This window comes from Shewanella sp. MF05956 (assembly GCF_059758055.1).
On sequence record NZ_JCAYNV010000001.1, the window covers coordinates 198,181 to 217,953 of the forward strand.

Genomic DNA, 19,773 nt, shown 5'->3' on the forward strand with positions numbered 1-19,773 from the left:
ATGGACAACATAAACATTGAAGGCTGCATAAATAAAGTCAATACATTAGCTGATTTTTTAGTGGCAAAAACAGTCAATGCCTTAGTCACGATAATAGTGAATTTTTGTGTTATATCCATTAGCTTCACTGCATCCGCATTAGAAATATCACCATTAACCGTTGAATTAAAAACAGACGCCAAACCAAGCTATCAACAAATATTAGTCAGAAATACATCAAACACTCGTGTCCCTGTAGAAATAAGTATCAATGAACTTATATTCAACCCCCAAAATAGTAAACCACTTTTTAGCTTAACGCCTATAGAAAATGATAGGGACTTATTGGTTTTTCCACCAGCAATGATGCTAGAGGCCGGAGAAGCAAAAGCAATAAGAGTTCAGTGGAATGGTGATAAAAATATCCCTTTGTCTAAAAGTTATTTTATTCGTTTCAGCCAGCCACACATTACGCAGCCATTAGAATCGTTATCAGATGAAAGTGGCGTTAAAATTTTTGTGCATTTTAATACTGTGGTGCACGTCAGCTCTGTTGGGTTAACAGCAAGTTTATCTCTTTTACCCGACACACTAACAACAAATAAGCAGCAGAACATAATAAGCGTTGATGTTAAAAACAATGGCAATAGCTATCATTATTTAAAGACAAATCAGATAGTAAAAATAAACGAGACTAATAAAAACCTTACTAAACTATCTGAACCTACTAATAACAGTATGAGCGACACTTTTTTCCCACCACACTCAATACGAAAAATCACAATACCAATGGGCAGTGATTGGCATGAGGGAGACTCATTCATTATTAACGCCGAGAAAAAATAATGAAAACTAAGCTGTTTTTCATTTTTTTCATTACATCCATGATTATCGGCAATACCGTGCAATCCGAAGAGTTAATAAATCCCTATGGTAGAGATTTTACTATTATGAGTTTGTTAAGGCTTAACGATAGCATTATCGGTGATGTAGAAATAACAATCACTAAAGAACAAACAATTAAAATGTCAGCGGAACCCACGATAGAGTTGTTAAAAAACACGTTAAGCGATGATATTTTATCCAAATTAACAGCACTAAAAAAAGACGGATTCATAAGTGACACTGACTTTGCTCAACTCGGTGTCACATTAACATTCGACATGGCGAGCCTGGAATTGGTACTCACACCAGATAAAAACAGCTTAAAAATGGGCACAATTGATTTTGATAGAGAAAAAAACAATCGAACTTATATAGAGCCAAGTAAAGTTAATGGATACATGAATTTATCTGGGGCAGTATCAAGAAGTGAGAGCAACTCACCACAAAATGATGTTTTTTATGATAAAAACTATACGTTAAATTCAGCACTTAATTATAGCAATATTGTTTTAGAATATGAATCCATCTATAGCGACAATCAAAATCAAGAAAATTTTTATGCTCGCCAGGGGTCAAGAGTTAACATCGATCTGCCAGCGCAAGGAACACGTATTACCCTAGGTGACTATTATTATAATGGCGCGACCTTTCAAGATGGTGGGGACATTTTAGGATTACAAATTAGTAGAGATTTCGCCGTTATCCCAACTAAAAATGTAAGGCCTACGGCTTCAAGACAATTTACATTACAGCGGTCTTCAACGGTAGATGTCATGGTAGATGGCGTTGTGGTCCAAAGACTCACACTAGGCGCTGGATCATATGATTTACAAGATATCCCTTTGTCTGACGGTCTAAGTGATCTTGAGCTAATTATTACCGATTCTAATGGGCAAGAAGAACGAGTAAACTTTTCAATAGCCACAGGTATGGATTTACTAAAAGAAAGTGAATTTGAGTATAATATTAATGGTGGATTTAAAAGTAATGTAACAGATAACGAGCCTGAATATGATTTTGATGAATATGTTATCAATGCAAAATTCGAGTACGGCATAAATACTTCTTATACTCTAGGTGTTAACTTTCAGTTTAGTCAATCCAGTTATCAAGTTGGTTTACGAAACTTATTTGCCACTGGCATAGGGTTGTTTGATGTAAAATCCAACTACAGTGATAGCAATATCCTAGGTAAAGGAGCCGCTTTTAGTCTTGGTTACGACTTAATGGGATTAGTTGAAAAAAGTAGCCCATTGGAATTCAATGTTTATTACGATTATTATTCTCGGTTTTTTATTGGCGCAAGAAATGACACACTCATAACTACGAATGAGCCAATTAATATCAATCAACATTTTATCTCTACACGATTAAGTTATAACTTTGATTCCAACTTCAGAGCATCATTAAGTACAAGTTATGTACATAGTTATGATTACGATAAGCGTTATTGGATCGTCAGTCCTTCTGTATCAGGCCAACTTTTTGACACGAAGGCTAATTGGAGTTTTAGATTAGGACATAAACAATTTTTGAATAATAAATCAGACTTATCAGGTCTATTCACGTTAAGTTGGCCACTTGGCTTAGACGCTAGAGTGATATCAAGTTATCAAAGCGATAAAAAAGCAATAAGCTCTGAATACAATTATAGAAAAAATATAGGCAACAGCGGAGGAATATCTATGTTTGCAGGCGCAAGCCATGCAGAAGATTCAGATATGGATATTGATGCTGGTATAGATTACGACGCCAATCGCTTTGTATTAAATGCTCAACATACAACTAGGTATACAGATTTTTCAAATGACACTAATAATCATTATAGTCAGATAAGGGCATCATCAGGTATTGCTTTTTCTGGTAATAGTTTTGCAATAGGAAGACCCATTAGAGAAAGCTTCGCTATTATTAAACAGCACGCCAGTATTAATGATAACTATGCTGAAATATCACCGACGATTTCTGGTGCCAGAGTTTATAGTGACAATCTTGGTCCAATGCTCATTCCAGATTTGGCAGCCTATAACGAACAAGTATTAAACTACGAAGTTGATAATCTTCCCATTGGCTATGATTTAGGTGCCGGCGTCTTCATGCTCTCACCAGGCTACGCCCAAGGTTACAATTTACAAATAGGTTCGAATGCGTCCATTACTGTAATAGGCACGCTGGTCGATAAACACTCTAAAGAGCCTATCTCATTAATTTCTGGTAAAGCGGTGCTCAATGATGCGAAGCAATTTGAACCGCTGCTATTCTTTACTAATCGCACGGGTAGATTCGCCATATCAGGCATAAAACCAGGCACTTATACAATTGAATTAAATACTGAAACAGTAAGAAAATTTACGATAACCGTCCAGGATGATAGCGATACATTATTACGCTTAGGGGCTATATATGTTGAATAAAAAACTAAATAAATGCGTTTTACTGGGTGTTGGTGCAATGATGTTGTCATTTTTAACCTCTACGGTGTACTCATGCGAAGCAAAACTGCAATCAATCAATCTCATCAATAGTAATGCTAGAGCCTATGACGTCTTCTCAACTGAAGCTTTTGCATTAACGCAGCAATATGAGGTTAAGACCACGTTTAGTCTCGAATCGAATCCAGAAGAATGTGCATTCTATGTGGCGGTGTCGACATTTGACACAACACGTCAAATGGTTTCATTGAATAACCAGGCATTAGTCTTTGAACCATACCCACAATCTTCCATTAGCGGGGTACAACATAACAATTGGTATGGACAAGTTACGCCCAATAAGGACACTTTTAGATTTCAGTTACGTTTCCCTGGCAAGCAATTTGCTCCTCAAGGCCAATATGATGCTTTACTCGAAGCAAAATTATTACCTAGTTTATCAGCGACCAATGTCATAGATGAAATAACACAAGCTGTCTCAACCAATATAGACAGTGCCGTAAAAATCAGTTTTTATGGTCTTGCAGACAATAATTATCATCTTGACCTAGGAGAATTAACAACGGGTAAAGTCGTTGATCTATCGCCCAACTTACTCGTTAAAAGCACCTCGGGCTACTCATTGTCATTCGACTCGGTCAACAAAGGACACTTGCGTCATAACAATCAATCGCCCCAATGGGATATTGCATATCAGTTAACGCTTAACAGCAATGAAATTGATCTAAACAATCATTCAACACAATATTACTCAGGTCATTCGACGGGGATAAATGGCGATAGAATGCCATTAAAAATAGTCGTGGGAAATACAGAGAAGAAACCAGGAGGGAAGTATACCGATGAGGTGCACATTTACATTACCCCCAATGGGATAAGTAATGAGTGATGAGGATGGATAATGCTAGGTTATAGAAGCGCCAATGACAGGTTAAAGATTTTCTTTAATCCAGGTCATCGCTTGTAGCCTATTTTTAACATTGATTTTTTTAAATATCTTATACAAATGAGACTTAATAGTATGCTCACTAACAAAAAGCGCATCTGCCATTTCGATGTTGGATTTGCAAGTAGGTAACAAGGCTAATACGTCATGCTCTCTTGATGTGAGTAACATCTTAGAATCGTCAGTTGGTTTAACATCGGCTCGGTAATGTTGTAACAACTCAGCCATCAGCGTTCTTGGGAGCCAATACTCACCTTTGAGCACTTTTTTCATCCCCAAAATGAACTCATCTAAAGACGTTTCGGCTGCAAAAATCCCAACACAATTAGGCCAAAGTAAAATATTGTCCTTGTCATGGATATCATCTACATTGAGTAGAATTATAGATGTATCGCCTGGCAAAGAGTGTAATATTCTTTGCCAGTCTTCAACCTCAGTATCGCTAACGCTTGAAATATCTAATATTATTAAGTAGTTATCAGTATTGTTGAGGTTCTGCAATACCGAGCCATTGCTAATGATTACACGCTGGCTTAACGTTTGTTCTATATAACTACTAAATATACGATTCTGTATATTATTTTGTCCTAGTAATACTAAAGTATCCATAACCATAATCGATGTCTCATTTTTTTATTATTATGAGTAATTCATTTAATCAAATACAGAACATTTCTCAAACTAAATTGTGGTCCATCAGAATAATAGCGCAATAAAATAAGTTTCAATAAAGCGTAAATCTGACTTAATCCATATTGCAGCATGTGTTCAAAGATTAGCACATCACACTAACAATGTTGCTTCCAGGAACAAAAGCCTTTAATTGCGAGTTCAGGAGAGAACAAGTAATAACAGGTTTAAAGCAATTCAACAATACCTGCTAGCACTCCACCACAGAGACGCCCTACTTCATTTTTCAAGTAATCACTACGTCGTTCCGGCAATGCTGTTAAGCCGGAATCCAGGTGTTAGTTCTGTCGTTTTCTTATTCGTATTCACATGACACCCACTACTACGTCGTTCCGGCAGTGCGTTTGAGCCGGAATCCAGGTGTTAGCTCCGTCGTTTTCTCATTCGTATTCAGACGACACCCACGACTACGTCGTTCCGGCAATGCCGTTAAGCCGGAATCCAGGTGTTGGCTCTTTACACAAGGTCACAAGATAACAAGAAACACCTGGCCCCCTGATACAAGCACTCAGAGATGACTGGCAGGTGGAGCAAAACGACATCATTTGCTCAATCATATTCATATGACGCCCACTAATCCGTAATTTCTCATTCGTATTCAGACGACACTCACAACCCCGTCGTTCCGGCAATGCTTTTGAGCCGGAATCTAGGTGTTGGCTTTTACGTTTTTACGCAAGGTCACAAGAAACACCTGGATCCCCGATAAAAGCACTCGAGGATGACGAAACGATAAGCAACACCTGGATCCCTGATAGAAGATCTCAGGGATGACGTGCGGGTGGAGCGAAACGACATCATTTACTCATTCATATTCAGACGACGTTCACTACTCCGTAATGGCTCATTCGTATTAACATGACGTCCACTACTACGTCGTTCCGGCAATGCTTTTGAGCCGGAATCTAGGTGTTGGCTCTTACTCTGTTACGTAAGGTCACAAGCAACACCTGGCTCCCTGATACAAGCACTCAGGGATGACGTGCGGGTGGAGCGAAACGACATCATTTACTCATTCATATTCAGACGACGTTCACTACTCCGTAATTTCTCATTCGTATTTCAGATGACGCTCACTACCCCGTCGTTCCGGCAATGCTTTTGAGCCGGAATCTAGGTGTTGGCTCTTACTCTGTTACGTAAGGTCACAAGCAACACCTGGCCCCCTGATACAAGCACTCTGGGGTGACGAGCGGGTGGAGCAAAACGACATCATTTACTCATTCGTATTCACGTGACGCCCACTAATCCGTAATTTCTCATTCGTATTCAGATGACGCTCACTACCCCGTCGTTCCGGCAATGCTTTTGAGCCGGAATCTAGGTGTTGGCTCTTACTCTGTTACGTAAGGTCAAAAGAACCCCTGGATCCCCGATTAAAGCACTCGAGGATGACGAAATGATAAGCAACACCTGGATCCCTGATACAAGCACTCAGGGATGACGGCGAAAAGATGACGAGCGGATGAAGAAAAGCTTATCACTCAATGAATTACAGACTTGGTTATCTGTATTCTTCTAATAAGCCTGCTAACTCTTTCTTAAAATCACCGCCGAGTTTAGGGTCGCGCAAACCGTATTCAACAAAGGCTTTCATGTAACCTAGTTTGTCACCACAATCGTGTGACTTACCGGTCATGTTAAAGGCTTCAACAGTGTCTGATTCAATCAACATATCAATAGCGTCAGTGAGCTGAATTTCATCACCAGCACCTGGAAGTGTACGCGCTAATAAGTCCCAAATTTTTGAAGATAGTACATAACGACCGACAACGGCTAAATTCGATGGCGCTTTACCGGTTTCAGGTTTCTCAACCATATTAAAAATCTTAGTAGAGTCACCAGGGTTAATCGTTTCACCACCACAGTCAGCAATACCGTACTTGTGAACCTGATCATCTGGTACTGGCGCGACCATAATTTGGCTTGCTTGCGATTCACGAAAACGAATTAGCATTGATGCTAAGTTTTCAGTGCGCTGATCAGCAGAGTATGAATCTAAAATAACATCAGGCAATACCACTGCAAATGGATTATCACCAATACAAGGTTTAGCACATAAAATCGCATGGCCTAGCCCTTTAGCTTCACCCTGGCGTACATGCATAATCGTGACATTTTTAGGGCAAATGGCTTGTACTTCGTGCAACAACTGACGCTTAACACGCTTCTCTAGCGTTGATTCTAGCTCATATGATTTATCAAAGTGGTTTTCTATCGCGTTTTTACTGGCATGGGTCACCAAAACAATCTCTTTAATCCCAGCACTCACACACTCATCAACAATGTATTGAATGAGTGGTTTATCGACCAAAGGCAGCATCTCTTTCGGGATAGCCTTAGTTGCAGGCAACATACGAGTGCCTAAACCGGCAACGGGTATAACAACTTTCATAAATATCCTTATTTAGCGTGAGCTAATATCAAAAAATAAAAAGGTAAAGAATTAGTATCAAGAACCGTCCACGACTACGTCGTTCCGGCAATGATTTTAAGCCGGAATCCAGGTGTTGGCTTTTACGCTGTTAAACAAGGTCAAAAGAAACACCTGGATCCCTGATACAAGCACTCAGGGATGACGAGCAAATGAGATAAAGAAACAATAGTGTAGCGTCAGCTTTACCTAGAACCTAGAAGGACGAAGTCCGCTCTCAGGCGAGCTTGCGAGCTCCTAGAACCTTAAATCTAAGAAACACGTGGATCCCCGATACGAGCACTCGAGGATGACGAAATGACGAGCAACACCTGGACCCCTGATAACAGATCTCAGGGATGACGTGCGGGTGGAGCAACACCTATTTCCGATTATCTTGCGATTTTGTGGTTGTCAGATGGTAGATAACGAACTAACCAGCATAACGTTAAAATAGTTAGAAATAACATGGTGTTAGCAGGTGATTGCAAGTTAAAGTCAACCGTGCAGTGGATCAGCATGTGCACTATGGCCATCGCACAGCCAAAGGCGATGCCTTTATAGAGTTTGTTATTACGTAAATACATGGTTCGGCACGCTAACCATAAACAGTACAATACCCACAAACCTAATAATCCAGTCACTACCACCCCATACTCAACAGCAAACTGAATATAATCATTATGGGCATGGTCATAAAAACCAGAATAAAACTGAGGCTGATATTGTGGGAATATAGTGTAGAAACTGCCACCACCGGTACCTGTAAACAAATGATCCTGGATAATAGGAATGCTATCAATGACCACTTCATCACGAGTCTCGGAGCTAAATGAGGTATCTTCCAAACGTTGCTTTACTTTATCAACACCGAAAATAGAACCGACAATTAACAGGTCTAAAATAAAGATACTCACCACTAAGGGTTTAAATAAAGTTGGTGGACGACGATAAATAAACATCGACAATAACGACACAGCACCTAGTGCAGTAAAGAAACCGGCATTGCCCATACGTGAACGGCTTAAAATTAGGCCAATAACCATAATAACAATGGCTAAACGCAAAATGAGTTTCCGACTAAATAAGGTTGATAACAGATCAACCAATCGTTGCCTTAGATCATACTCATATTTTGTGGTTTTTAATTCTGATAACAGCCAACCAAAAGCAATACTCAAACAAAGCGCTAAATAATTAGCAAAGTGGTTTTGGTAAACGAATGACCCTTTTGCTCTGTCGCCATCGTGATAGCCAAAAATAGGTGATGATTCTAACTGTAGTAAATTCAAAAGCGTGCCGTAAAATGCTTGCAAACAACCTGACAGAATAATAGCGATTAACAACCATCGTAAAGCTTGTGGATGCTGGCAATACTGGCTTAGTAGGAGAATAAACAAGATAAAGCAAAAGGTTTTTAACAGTTGTTGTGCAGTTTGGTAAGCATCTACCGTATCGATATTAGGGAACCAATTTAACAACTGTAAACACAAATAAACTAATAATAAGCTTGGAGCAATGAGTAAATGCTTTTGCCATCGATAACGTAACAACAGGCTATTATGTTTAAAACAATATGCTACATGCGCAATCGCTAAGCTGACAATAGCAAACTCTAATATAGCTAATGCCCAAATTCGATTGCTACCCAATGGTATTGGCATCCATATCACTAATGCACAGATAATCAATATCATGATTTTATCAAATAAGCGCATATTTATGGTTTGAGAGTGTTGGGCGTTCATTAACGGCACATGTCCTTATTAACCCACTTCACATCAACGGCATTTAAGGTTGGAGTTGAATATTTCAAATAAGTGCAAATCACCGAGGTTAATTGGTACTGCATTGCAAGTTGCTTTAAGTCATTGCGCATGCGCCAATTTGCCATAACAGATTTTCGGGCAACAGCAAATACCAGCTGTTTCTGCTCAACAGACAAATATCCCCATGAAGAGAATCCTATTGCCAAGGCTTGATGCAACACTTCTGGGGTATAAGGGCCATATACTAATGCTTTATCTAAATACAGCCAGGCTTGATCAACATCATGCTGAATAAAAGCTAGATTATAAGCGTAATCGCTGTAGGCGTTTGGCCAATTTGGACGCTGTTCGATTGCATCCAAATACAAACGATTAAAAACAGGAATATTAACTTGAGCTAAATTTGAAAAAATGCCCCACTCCATTACTTTCGCTAACGTTAATAAATAATGAGGGTTTTGACTGTCAATGTTGTAAGCGTAATCAGCAGCTAATAAGGCATTGGAATATTGTAATTTTGTGGGCGTTGCGTTTTGCTGCCATTGGTCAATATAAAATCGAGATTTGAAATGATAAGCATTGGCTAAGCCTTTTTGCAGTAATATAGGTAATAAACCTACTAACACTATTATGATCAGAAAATACCCTGCTCGTCTCATTGACCAAACCACTTTACTCATCAATTATCTCGACTGTTCAAATAGTGAATTAGAAATATTATACGGGGTAGCTGTCGTCATTAAGTAGGCATAATCTTCATCAACCAAAGCACTAATTTCATCATAGGCTAACTTCAATTTTGGCGGACGACGATTGATAGAATGACAATCCGAAGCCACAATGGTGTACAATTTTTGTTTTAAAAAGTACTCACTGGTTTGTTGCGGTAATAATCCCATATCACCTAACAATGATGCTGCCGTCAGCTGTAATAAACAACCGGTTTGTACAAAGGGTTTTATTCTATCAGGGTGGCTTTGCAACTCTCTATTTCGCTCGGGATGAGCAATCATGGGTAATATGTCTTTTGCTAACAACCAGCTAATTAATTTATCTGTACCTGGCGGAACATGGCTGCTGGGTAACTCAAGTAATAATACATTTTTTTGCTGATATTGGCCTAAAAAAGGCAATTGCTGTTGTTCAATAAACAACATAATTTCAGGTGAAATTCTTACTTCTGCAGCAGCACGAATATCAATTTTCAGATCCGTTAATGCTAATTTCGACGTTAACAACTCAAAAGCAGCATTAATAGTGTGTAAATTATTATCAAAAATACCTAAATGGATATGGGGAGTCGCGACCATACGCGACACCCCTTGCTCTGCTGCCAATTTCACTAAACTGATCGCCTCGTCAATAGACTTAGCGCCATCATCAATATTAGGCAAAATATGGCAGTGCAGATCTATCATGCTTTGGTATTTTCCTTGCTGCTTTCAGCAGGCGTTTTACTCGCATACTCTGCACCATAGGCTTGATAATAACCATAATCACCTTGATAACGCGCAGCATCTTTAGTATTAAATTGGTTCAATACCACACCAAATACTTTACTACGGGCTTGATTTAGCTTGGCCAAGGTTAACTTAATGGCTTCACTGCGAGTATGAGCCGCTTTTACCACTAATACTGTCGCATCACATAACGAAGTAATAATTAATGCATCACTCACGGCATGTACCGGCGGCGTATCAATAATAATTTTACTGTATTGTGTTTTTAATTCTGTGAGTAATTCTGCAAATTGAGATGAGGCCAATAACTCTTGTGGATTTAACGGCACTGCACCTGCTGGCATAACATCAACATTTGGCTTCACGTCCTTAACAATACAATGTTGAATACTTTCAGTACCCGATAACACATTGGCAAGCCCAGGCTGGTAAGTCGGTAGACCAAAACGCAGACCTAAACTCGATTTGCGTAAATCAGCATCAATAATAAGCACCTTCTCCATAGTGGCATAGGCAAAGGCTAAGTTCATCGATGTAGTCGTTTTGCCTTCATTAGGGTTAGATGATGTGACTTCAATGACATTAAGCTCACTACCCATCGCCATTAACGACATGGAGGTTCTTATCGTTCTGACCGCTTCAGCATGCAAAGGGATATTAGAATCATAAAAAGAGAAGTTAATATCATCATAACTTGTGCCTTTTTTGGCTTTAGGGATATAACCCAGCGCCCGCTGCGATAATAGCTTTTCAACATCATCACTGGTTTTTACCGTATCATTTAATGCATCAAGTACTAATACCAACACAATGGCAAAACCTAAACTGGCCAAAAAGGCTAAAATAACAATGACTTTCTTTTTAGGCTTTTCAGGCAGTAGTGGCACTACTGCACGGTCGGTAAAACGTGCCACAGGAGAGTCAAAATCGCCAGTCACTTCAGTTTCTTTTTGGCGAGATAAAAAGCTGTCAAATAACTGTCTGTTGGTATCAACTTCACGTAATAATCGCTGAAATTCGGTATCTTTAGTACTGAGATTTTGGAATGAACCTTTTGATTGGCTAAATTGCGCTTCAAGAGCCTGTAGCGTTTGTGCAGCGGTTTGTGCTTCGTCTTCAATACCCTGCACTAAACGACTGATTTGTTTGCGTAAATTCTGTTGCACCGTCTGAAGTTCTGCTTGAGCAGCAATCATCTTAGGGTGTTTAGGTCCATAAACCTGTTGTAATTCAGATACTTTACGTTCAACCATTACCACTTCGCGTTTCACATTTTGGATCGATAAATGTGCTGTCACTTCGGGTAAACTTTCCAATCGGCTAATGTCTGTCGCGCCATAACGTTTCACTACCGCCATAAAGCTATCTGCTTGTGCTTTGCGTGAACGCGCAACGGTAATTTCGTCACTTAAACGCTCAAGTTCTTTAGCATCAAGCGCTGTGACACCTTCAACGTCAATTAAGCCATTCTCAACTTTAAACTGTTCGAGCTTATGTTCAGACTGATCTAGCTTTAAGCGTAAATCTTCTAAACGACCACCAAGCCAGGTATTTGCTTTTTGGGTCATACCCAACTTAGCTTCAAGTTGGCTTAAAATATAAATGTCACCTACAGTATTGGCTACTTGAGCTGCTAATACTGGATCTGCACTTTCATAACTAATATTAACTAGTTGAGTTTTACGGACAGGTGACACTGTAATATTTGCGGAAAAAGCATCTATCAATCGATGTTTAGCGATAGCTTGACTAGCCTGACTATCACTTACAATTTCCTGTGGTATAAAGTTTAATTGCGATTTTAACTCGCTAAACCAACTCGGAGGTTGATTAAATACCGGATGGTTAATCAACTCCAAATCATTAAACACACGCTCAGCGATAGAACGTGATTTAATGATTTCAAACTGGGTTAAATAGTATTCTTGCTGCCCAGAATTAATACCATAGACTTCATCTATTTTAATCGCTTTAGCTTGTTCAGACTCAATAAGTAAAGTCGATTTAGCATTAAAAATTGGTGTCATACTCAACACAACAAATATTGTTAGTGCTGTGACTAATAAAGCAAAAGTCAAAATACGCCATTTAAAACGTAATATCGGCTGTATCAACTTTTTAATGTCGATAAGTTGTTCCATTTGTAATGCTGATGGATTAGAAACAGGATTAGGAGAGGCACTTTGTCGTCTTTCTTGGAAGATCATTTAAAAAAATCTCTGTTCAATGGTAATGGTATCGCCAGCTTGAATAGCACTATTTATCGTGCCTCGTTCAGAATCGACTTTACTTCCTTCACGAGAAATGGCAATTTTATCTTGTGAGGCGCGTTCAGTTAACCCTCCGGCTAAAGCAATTGCTTGATTCACAGTCATGCCAGGTTGATAAGGGTAACCACCTGGTTGCTTAACCTCTCCATGGATATAAAACGGTCGATATTCAACCATGCCTACATACACATTCGGCTCAACAAAATAATCGCCCTTTAAGCCTTTATACACAATTTGCTCTACTTGTTTTATGGTAAGGCCAATTAATGTTAATGAACCTAAAAAAGGATAATTAATGGTACCGCTATTGGTAACTTGAGTTTCTAAGGTTAATGCTTCTTCACCATAGACTTTAATCACTATGGTATCGCCAGCACCTAAACGATAACTCTGTGGTTCAGCATTCGCTGTTATTGGCTTTAATGCCAATAACAGCATAAATACTACTGTCATAAATGTTGCTAAATACTTCATGGATTTCCTATAAGGTCATTTCTGCTTTAATAAAGTACACGTTCCTATCGTAAGTAAATTGACTGTCGGTAGAGTCAATCTCAAAGATATCCACACCTGTGTTTAAGGTTAACCAACGAGTCACATAGTAATTCACACCCACTTGATACACTTTACTTTTATCCTCGCGATCCAAACCGGTATAATCATCATTAACTTGTTTGAAACCCAATGATGAAGTAAATAGTTCACTCCATTCATGGTGCCATTTAACCGCATAACTTGTACCACGAATAAAGTCACCGACACCGTTAGGGTCACGACTGGCTCTACCTGTAGAAAAATCAAAAGCCGAATATGTTAATGGTTTCCAGGTCACTTTAGCGTCCCAGGAGAGACCATTAAAATCATCACGTTCAGTATTATCAAAACTTTTTTGTTGGTAACCGACTTTTATACTGCCCTCTGTGGCAGCTGTGGCGGCCCATTCAACACCAAGCAATGCGGTATTGGTTTTATTATCACGGTCACCGGTAGGGTCAACCATATCATAAGCAGTATCTACACTTTGAAAATCTAATAACATACTGGTTGATGCTTGAGTGTCGTAATAAAATGTCACGCCAACTTTTGTATCATCGTAATTACGGAATTGAGTAATAGTCTCAAAATTGCTGTATTCTTTAGTTAAATAACTCGCATTAGCACGTATTCTAGCAGGCGTTGTTTTCGCGCCGTATTCATAATAACCACCAACACTTGCAATATCATACGCATTAGGTTCATTTTGATCTGCACCGCTGGTACCTTCAAAAATCCCACTACCTCGGTCTTCATGACCAACAATATACGCTGCATCGAAACCAAATCGTCTTGATTGGTTCACATCGACTTCTGCTTTTGCTTTTAGCAAGCCATCTAAATAATTATCGTCACTGCTAGAGAAGTAATCACCATATTCAAGTGCTGCATCGACTGTAAATGTGGTTTGGCCATCAATTAACTGTGCTTGTAATGCGGGTGTTACGGTTATAGCCCAGCTATCAAACTTTTCAGACGCAGCATTGGCACTGGTAATGTTATCATCATACTTTAATCCAGAATTAAAGCCTGGCGTAAAATCGATACCAGACTCAGTACGTATTACACCCGCTTTTTCATCTGCCGCCAATGTGGGATTAGCGATTAGCATTGAAGCTACAGCAATAGACATGCAACTCAATTTAAATGGTACATTCATGACTTATATCCTTATAAAATATATACATGCAATTAACACAGCCGAAGTACGGCAGTGAGTAAATTTAAAACAATAGAATAGAATAGAATAGAATAGACAGATAACGATTTATGGAACGCTTCACTTACAGGTACTAGGTAATAGGTTTTAGGTTCTAGGCTTTTGTCCTACTGCCCGTCATCCCTGAGTGTTTGTATCAGGGATCCAGGTGTTTCAGCTGACGTTGCTTAAAAGCGTAAAGCCAACACCTGGATTCCGGCTCAAAATCATTACCGGAATGACGTAGAAAAAGACAATGCTTTACCTTCTACGCCCTTCATCTTTTAGCCCGTCATCCCTGAGATCTCTTATCAGGGATCCAGGTGTTTCTCTTGATGTTCCTTAAAAGCGCAAAGCAAACACCTGGATTCCGGCTCAAAATCATTACCGGAATGACGTAATGAAAATCAACACCTGGACTCCGGCTTAAAATCATTGCCGGAATGACGTAGATAATGACAATGCTTTACCTTCTAAGTCCTTCATCTTTTCGTTCGTCATCCCTGAGATCTCTTATCAGGGATCCAGGTGTTGCTTTTGACCTTGCTTAAAAGTGTCAAGCCAACACCTGGATTCCAGCTCAAAATCATTACCGGAATGACGTAATGAAAATCAACACCTGGATTCCGGCTTAAAATCATTGCCGGAATGAAAAACTAAACATCTAGAACCTAGAAGGACGAAGTCCGCTCTCAGACGAGCTTGCGAGCTCCTAGTACCTAGCTCCTCGCACTAACCACCTAAGATCAATAAACGTTCTTACCCACAAAGCCTTTAAAAAACGTCATAAATACAATCTTTACATCCCACCAGAGCGACCAGTTGCGGATGTAGGCTAAATCGTACTCGACGCGCTTTTCCATCTTATCTAAAGTATCTGTTTCGCCGCGCCAGCCGTTTACCTGTGCCCAGCCGGTAATGCCGGGAAGTACTTTGTGGCGCAGCATATAATAAGTTACTAATTTACGATATTCTTCGTTATGTGCCACAGCATGTGGGCGTGGGCCAACCACCGACATATCGCCTTTTAATACATTAAAGAACTGCGGTAACTCATCCAATGACGTACGACGAATAAACGCGCCAACTTTGGTAATACGCGCATCGCCTTTACTGGCTTGCACCACTTTATTGGAGTTCTCTGTCACCGTCATTGAGCGAAACTTCCACACCTTAATTTTGCGTCCGTCTAACCCATATCGGTCTTGTTTAAACAAAATAGCCCCAGGAGAAGACATATATACCGCAATCGACACAGCTAACAAAACCGGCGAAATAGCCACTATGGCACAAAAACTAAATACAATGTCAAAGCTACGTTTATAAAAGCGTTTCATACCATTGACAGGCGACTCAAACACACTAATCGTATCCATATCGCCGACACTGCCAATACGACCATTCATAAGATTCTTAAGAAGGAAATCAGGGGTAATGAGCACATCAACGGTACTATCACCCAACTGCTGAATAATATCTGCGATACGTTGTTCCGCCAATAGGGGTAAACAAATATACAACTTTTGAATGTCACCACTCTTAGCCAATTCTATGGCCTGATTTATATTACCTTCAATTAACTTAGGCTCTAAATCCACAATCCTGGCAGGCTCTCTGTCATCAAAAAAGCCAATACAGTCAAAACCCAATTCATCATGTTTCCAAATTTCGTTATAAAGGCTCATTCCGGTTTCGGTTAAGCCAACAATCGCCACTTTCTCAACACTTAAGCCTTTACTGCGGCGTATGCGCTTAATTTGACGTACACACAAGCGCCAACTCAGTAACAACACTACCGTAAACGAGTACCAGCCGACCATTACCACGCGCGAATATAACTCGGTATATTTAAATAAAAACAGCAAAGCAAATATTAATAAAAAACAAATGGTGATAACGCCGATTAATAAGCGGCACATGTGAGCAAACTTACCTAAACGCCAGGAGCGGTATAACCCTATAGATTCACCAATATAACTAAACAGCAATAATACGCCGGCTAAGGTTAATAAGTAGTCTTTATTAAATGCCACATTATAGCCGCGCATAACGGCTAATAATGCAAAGACCATTAACGAGATATCAATAATGCGCAATAAAAAGCTCGAAGAAGAGCCAACAAATTGGAATTTAGAAGGACGATCCATGTGATTTACCTAAGTATCAATAAATTAAGCATCATTGCTTGGAAGGAGTTTTTCTTTAATGAGTAAATAGAGAAAAAGAGAATTAGTCACAAAATAACGTTTCCACATCCGTCTTGGCTCTTGTATTACCCGGTAAAGCCACTCTAAACCTGAATTTTGCATCCACACCGGTGCACGTTTCACTTTACCTGCCACAACATCAAAGGTGCCGCCCACACCCATAACAAAGTCAACGCCCAGCTTGTCTTGCCACTTATTAATAAAGTTCTCTTTCTTAGGCGAAGTAATAGCGACAAATAATAATTTAGCACCCGACTCGCGGATCTTACTTACTACTGCTTCCTCACCCTCTTTCTTCCCAAAAAAATAACCATCATTAAAGCCCACAACCTTTAAGGTAGGATAAAGTAATTGAACTTTCTCAGCTGTTGTAGTCACAACATCCTCTGTTGCCCCTAAAAGAAACACAGGAAAATCTCGTTTCGCGCTCATTTTTAATAATTCATGAAACAAATCGACTCCGGCAACACGCTCAGGTACGTTATGACCTAAAAATCTAGCGCCAAATACCACGCCCATACCGTCAATATTAATCACATCACAGGCATTAACTGACTCGGCTAACACAGGGTCTTTTTGCATGTTGACTATTTTGGCAACATTAACAACAACATGTTGTAAAAAATCACCGTTATCAATTCTAGCTTCGATAAAACCAACTGTTTCAGCCATAGTGGCAATGTCCATTGGGGACTTTAAAAATTCAATACGCTTCATGTTTTAATTAATTCCGGACTGTTATGACGTTCAGCATTCATACGATTAAAATAAGAAAAAGAGTAATACACCCAAGCTTGTGTCCATCTTACGTAGTTAATATTATTAACAAATCTAGCATTTTTCTGATAAGTGAAATGTTGTTTACTCGGTAAATATAAAGTGTCGATTGCTTTATTCACAACTCGCTTTGTTAAATCAAAATCGTTTTCAGTTTTCCCTACTTTTATTAAAGTGAAAATCGCCTGAGAAACACAATGCATATCAAGTGGATATTGGTTGGTATTGTAATATTTAGCGGTACCATCATGTTCAAAAAGATGCGTTTTATAATAAGCTAACCCTAATGCTATTGAAATTTCAAATTCATCGGTTTGTAAAGTATCACTTAATAAACGTAACGCCTCTAAGTTATAACCGGTATGAAAACCATCAATAAACTGATGGTGATGCCTTGCACCATAAACCCAAGAGCCATCTTCACCTTGCTCTGAAACCGATTGCCTTGCTGTATTTAACGAAAGTTGCTTATATTCATCGTTACCTGTAATCATGGCCACTTTAGCCACCCAGGCTGCCCCCCACAAGCTCGCATTATGTACAAATGCATCTTCTTCAGGGATATATGCAAAGAACTGACGACCATCAAGTTCACGGTATAAAGTCTTAACGATAAAATGGGCTGAATCAAGCGCAGGCACCAAGTACATTTTATCACCTGTTATTTCACTTAGTGCAAACAAAGCTTGGGCCACATAAATAGTGGTTATAATGTTTGGCTTGCCTTTAGGCACAAAAAAAGCACGAGCATTCCAGTCAAAGTGATAGCCCCAGCATGAGTGATTCCATTCACTGATATCACTTTGTTGAGTAAGTAACCAGTTACCTAAATCAATTGCTTTAGTTAGAAACTCTTGTTCAGACGTTCTATGGTAATCTTCTAAGAGTCCCATTAAAAACAATGCGATTCCCTTTGGGTTTCTTTTTGGTGGCACACCAAGCAGAGGCCTAAAGTTAATAACAGAGCGTTTATTTAATTGAGTCCAAACTAACCCGAATAGTCCTTTCTTTAACGTAGGGAAGTATTTGAAGAATGAACTATTTAAACCATCGAAAGGATCATAACCAGCGAAACCTTTACTTTCTGCAGAGTGTAAGGTGATTGATGAAATTTTTCCTACTCTACTATCAAAATCCATCATTACTTCAATAACTCCGAGTAAATTTTATCTAATACGGGAAATACTGCTTGCTTACTAAAGTTGTTAATAAACTTATTTTTTGCAGATGTTGATAATCTTTGATTTAATTCTCTATTAATAATAATTTCAATAAGCTGCTTAGCCAAATTTTCAACATCCCCCGCTTCAATCAATAAACCATCAACTTTGTCGGAAATAGCATCGGAGATGCCTCCTGCGTTAGAAGCCACGACAGGTATATTTGCTGACATAGCTTCAAGTACTCCCATAGGGAAGCCTTCGTTATAACTCGGCAAACAAAAAACATCCGCTTTACTAAGGCATTCATTTTTAAAGCTACCAGCTACCCAACCTAAAAAATCAACACTATCTTGAATACCCAATACTTTAACTTGCTGTGTATATTTTTTAATATCGCCATCACCACCAAGGAGTAAGCGTGCCGAAGGTATGGCCTTAACTACAATTGCAAAAGCGTTAATTAAATCGTTTACACCTTTGCGTTCACCTAAACGACCTAAAAATAGTATGCAACCTTGTTCTATCGATGATCTATCCAGCTCAAGTGTTTCAACAGCATTATAAACAACATGTGCTTTTTCAGGATGTTGCATGATAGTCAGGACCCATGAATTCCACTGAGACGATAGCACAATAACCGCATCAACAAGGTCAAACGTTTTCCTAATATGGCGCTGTTTAGCAGCATTACACTCATTGTTGTAAAACTCTTGAAATTCAGCACCATGGAGATGCAATATTACTTTTGTTGAAAACAGTTTTGCCAATCGTACCATCAATGACTTTCTTTTATAACTCCCCCGAGAAGCCATATGAATATGAACAACACCAACCTTATAAACAGCTAAACAACCAACCAGCTTTACTATGGCAATACAAAAAAGTATCAGTTTGTTCATCCCAAAAAAAGAAGACTTATTGGTATGAGTGGTAATGAGGCGCATATTCCATTTCTGGAAGAAACCTCCATTCAAGACGTTTAACACAGTCGCCACGCCACCCATTTCATGCATACCGGTAGCCACGGTTAGATTAATTTCACTTCTCAAC

At 39.2% G+C, this 19,773-nt stretch carries 15 protein-coding genes; 3 read left to right on the forward strand and 12 right to left on the reverse strand.

Features of this window, described 5'->3' with window-relative positions; genetic code table 11:
* From AC19MX_RS00800 to AC19MX_RS00810, 3 genes are read left to right on the forward strand one after another with little or no spacing between them, the layout of a single operon-like run.
* Window positions 1-825: a fimbrial biogenesis chaperone gene (locus AC19MX_RS00800; RefSeq protein ID WP_498296228.1), complete on the forward strand. Its 825-nt coding sequence runs from the start codon at window positions 1-3 to the stop codon at window positions 823-825.
* On the forward strand, window positions 825-3,278 hold the full coding sequence (locus AC19MX_RS00805; RefSeq protein ID WP_498296229.1) for a fimbria/pilus outer membrane usher protein: 2,454 nt from the start codon (window positions 825-827) through the stop codon (window positions 3,276-3,278). The genes AC19MX_RS00800 and AC19MX_RS00805 overlap by 1 nt, the downstream gene beginning before the upstream one ends.
* Window positions 3,268-4,185 carry a hypothetical protein gene (locus tag AC19MX_RS00810; RefSeq protein ID WP_498296230.1) on the forward strand — a complete coding sequence of 306 codons (918 nt, stop codon included), beginning with the start codon at window positions 3,268-3,270 and terminating at the stop codon, window positions 4,183-4,185. Before AC19MX_RS00805 ends, AC19MX_RS00810 begins: the two co-directional genes overlap by 11 nt.
* A 42-nt stretch (window positions 4,186-4,227) precedes the next feature.
* Here AC19MX_RS00810 and AC19MX_RS00815 read toward each other — a convergent pair whose 3' ends face one another.
* The 12 genes from AC19MX_RS00815 to AC19MX_RS00870 all read right to left on the reverse strand — a co-directional run bounded on the left by AC19MX_RS00815 (window position 4,228) and on the right by AC19MX_RS00870 (window position 19,772).
* Window positions 4,228-4,851, reverse strand: a complete 624-nt coding sequence (locus AC19MX_RS00815) for a LuxR C-terminal-related transcriptional regulator (protein WP_498296232.1) — start codon at window positions 4,849-4,851, stop codon at window positions 4,228-4,230.
* A gap of 1,585 nt (window positions 4,852-6,436) precedes the next feature.
* Window positions 6,437-7,327 carry a UTP--glucose-1-phosphate uridylyltransferase GalU gene (galU, locus tag AC19MX_RS00820; RefSeq protein WP_498296234.1) on the reverse strand — a complete coding sequence of 297 codons (891 nt, stop codon included), beginning with the start codon at window positions 7,325-7,327 and terminating at the stop codon, window positions 6,437-6,439.
* 410 nt (window positions 7,328-7,737) lie between these two features.
* Entirely contained in the window at window positions 7,738-9,093 is a 1,356-nt protein-coding gene (locus AC19MX_RS00825; RefSeq protein ID WP_498296235.1) for an O-antigen ligase family protein, read from the reverse strand.
* A complete protein-coding gene (locus AC19MX_RS00830) occupies window positions 9,093-9,794 on the reverse strand; it encodes a hypothetical protein (RefSeq protein ID WP_498296236.1) in 702 nt (233 codons plus the stop codon). The genes AC19MX_RS00825 and AC19MX_RS00830 overlap by 1 nt, the downstream gene beginning before the upstream one ends.
* Before the next feature lie 3 nt (window positions 9,795-9,797).
* Window positions 9,798-10,532, reverse strand: a complete 735-nt coding sequence (locus AC19MX_RS00835) for a tyrosine-protein phosphatase (RefSeq protein ID WP_498296238.1) — start codon at window positions 10,530-10,532, stop codon at window positions 9,798-9,800.
* Complete coding sequence (locus tag AC19MX_RS00840; protein ID WP_498296239.1) at window positions 10,529-12,781, reverse strand: GumC family protein; 2,253 nt, start codon at window positions 12,779-12,781, stop codon at window positions 10,529-10,531. The genes AC19MX_RS00835 and AC19MX_RS00840 overlap by 4 nt, the downstream gene beginning before the upstream one ends.
* Window positions 12,782-13,318: a polysaccharide biosynthesis/export family protein gene (locus AC19MX_RS00845; protein ID WP_498296241.1), complete on the reverse strand. Its 537-nt coding sequence runs from the start codon at window positions 13,316-13,318 to the stop codon at window positions 12,782-12,784.
* 7 nt (window positions 13,319-13,325) lie between these two features.
* Complete coding sequence (locus AC19MX_RS00850; protein WP_498296242.1) at window positions 13,326-14,537, reverse strand: outer membrane beta-barrel protein; 1,212 nt, start codon at window positions 14,535-14,537, stop codon at window positions 13,326-13,328.
* Between the two features lie 785 nt (window positions 14,538-15,322).
* Window positions 15,323-16,723 (reverse strand): undecaprenyl-phosphate glucose phosphotransferase, encoded by a 1,401-nt coding sequence (locus tag AC19MX_RS00855; protein WP_498296243.1) that lies wholly within the window; start codon window positions 16,721-16,723, stop codon window positions 15,323-15,325.
* A 24-nt stretch (window positions 16,724-16,747) separates the two neighbouring features.
* Window positions 16,748-17,500 carry a WecB/TagA/CpsF family glycosyltransferase gene (locus tag AC19MX_RS00860; RefSeq protein ID WP_498296244.1) on the reverse strand — a complete coding sequence of 251 codons (753 nt, stop codon included), beginning with the start codon at window positions 17,498-17,500 and terminating at the stop codon, window positions 16,748-16,750.
* Complete coding sequence (locus AC19MX_RS00865) at window positions 17,497-18,702, reverse strand: aspartate-semialdehyde dehydrogenase (protein ID WP_498296245.1); 1,206 nt, start codon at window positions 18,700-18,702, stop codon at window positions 17,497-17,499. The genes AC19MX_RS00860 and AC19MX_RS00865 overlap by 4 nt, the downstream gene beginning before the upstream one ends.
* Complete coding sequence (locus AC19MX_RS00870; protein WP_498296247.1) at window positions 18,702-19,772, reverse strand: glycosyltransferase family 4 protein; 1,071 nt, start codon at window positions 19,770-19,772, stop codon at window positions 18,702-18,704. The genes AC19MX_RS00865 and AC19MX_RS00870 overlap by 1 nt, the downstream gene beginning before the upstream one ends.
* Window position 19,773: the final 1 nt, after the last annotated feature.

Coding starts and splice junctions, on each gene's coding strand:
- AC19MX_RS00825 (WP_498296235.1), bottom strand. CDS start 9,093: ATGAACGCCCAACACTCTCAAACCATAAATATGCGCTTATTTGATAAA.
- AC19MX_RS00800 (WP_498296228.1), top strand. CDS start 1: ATGGACAACATAAACATTGAAGGCTGCATAAATAAAGTCAATACATTA.
- AC19MX_RS00865 (WP_498296245.1), bottom strand. CDS start 18,702: ATGATGGATTTTGATAGTAGAGTAGGAAAAATTTCATCAATCACCTTA.
- AC19MX_RS00860 (WP_498296244.1), bottom strand. CDS start 17,500: ATGAAGCGTATTGAATTTTTAAAGTCCCCAATGGACATTGCCACTATG.
- AC19MX_RS00805 (WP_498296229.1), top strand. CDS start 825: ATGAAAACTAAGCTGTTTTTCATTTTTTTCATTACATCCATGATTATC.
- AC19MX_RS00815 (WP_498296232.1), bottom strand. CDS start 4,851: ATGGATACTTTAGTATTACTAGGACAAAATAATATACAGAATCGTATA.
- AC19MX_RS00835 (WP_498296238.1), bottom strand. CDS start 10,532: ATGATAGATCTGCACTGCCATATTTTGCCTAATATTGATGATGGCGCT.
- AC19MX_RS00810 (WP_498296230.1), top strand. CDS start 3,268: ATGTTGAATAAAAAACTAAATAAATGCGTTTTACTGGGTGTTGGTGCA.
- AC19MX_RS00850 (WP_498296242.1), bottom strand. CDS start 14,537: ATGAATGTACCATTTAAATTGAGTTGCATGTCTATTGCTGTAGCTTCA.
- AC19MX_RS00840 (WP_498296239.1), bottom strand. CDS start 12,781: ATGATCTTCCAAGAAAGACGACAAAGTGCCTCTCCTAATCCTGTTTCT.
- galU (WP_498296234.1), bottom strand. CDS start 7,327: ATGAAAGTTGTTATACCCGTTGCCGGTTTAGGCACTCGTATGTTGCCT.
- AC19MX_RS00845 (WP_498296241.1), bottom strand. CDS start 13,318: ATGAAGTATTTAGCAACATTTATGACAGTAGTATTTATGCTGTTATTG.
- AC19MX_RS00830 (WP_498296236.1), bottom strand. CDS start 9,794: ATGAGTAAAGTGGTTTGGTCAATGAGACGAGCAGGGTATTTTCTGATC.
- AC19MX_RS00855 (WP_498296243.1), bottom strand. CDS start 16,723: ATGGATCGTCCTTCTAAATTCCAATTTGTTGGCTCTTCTTCGAGCTTT.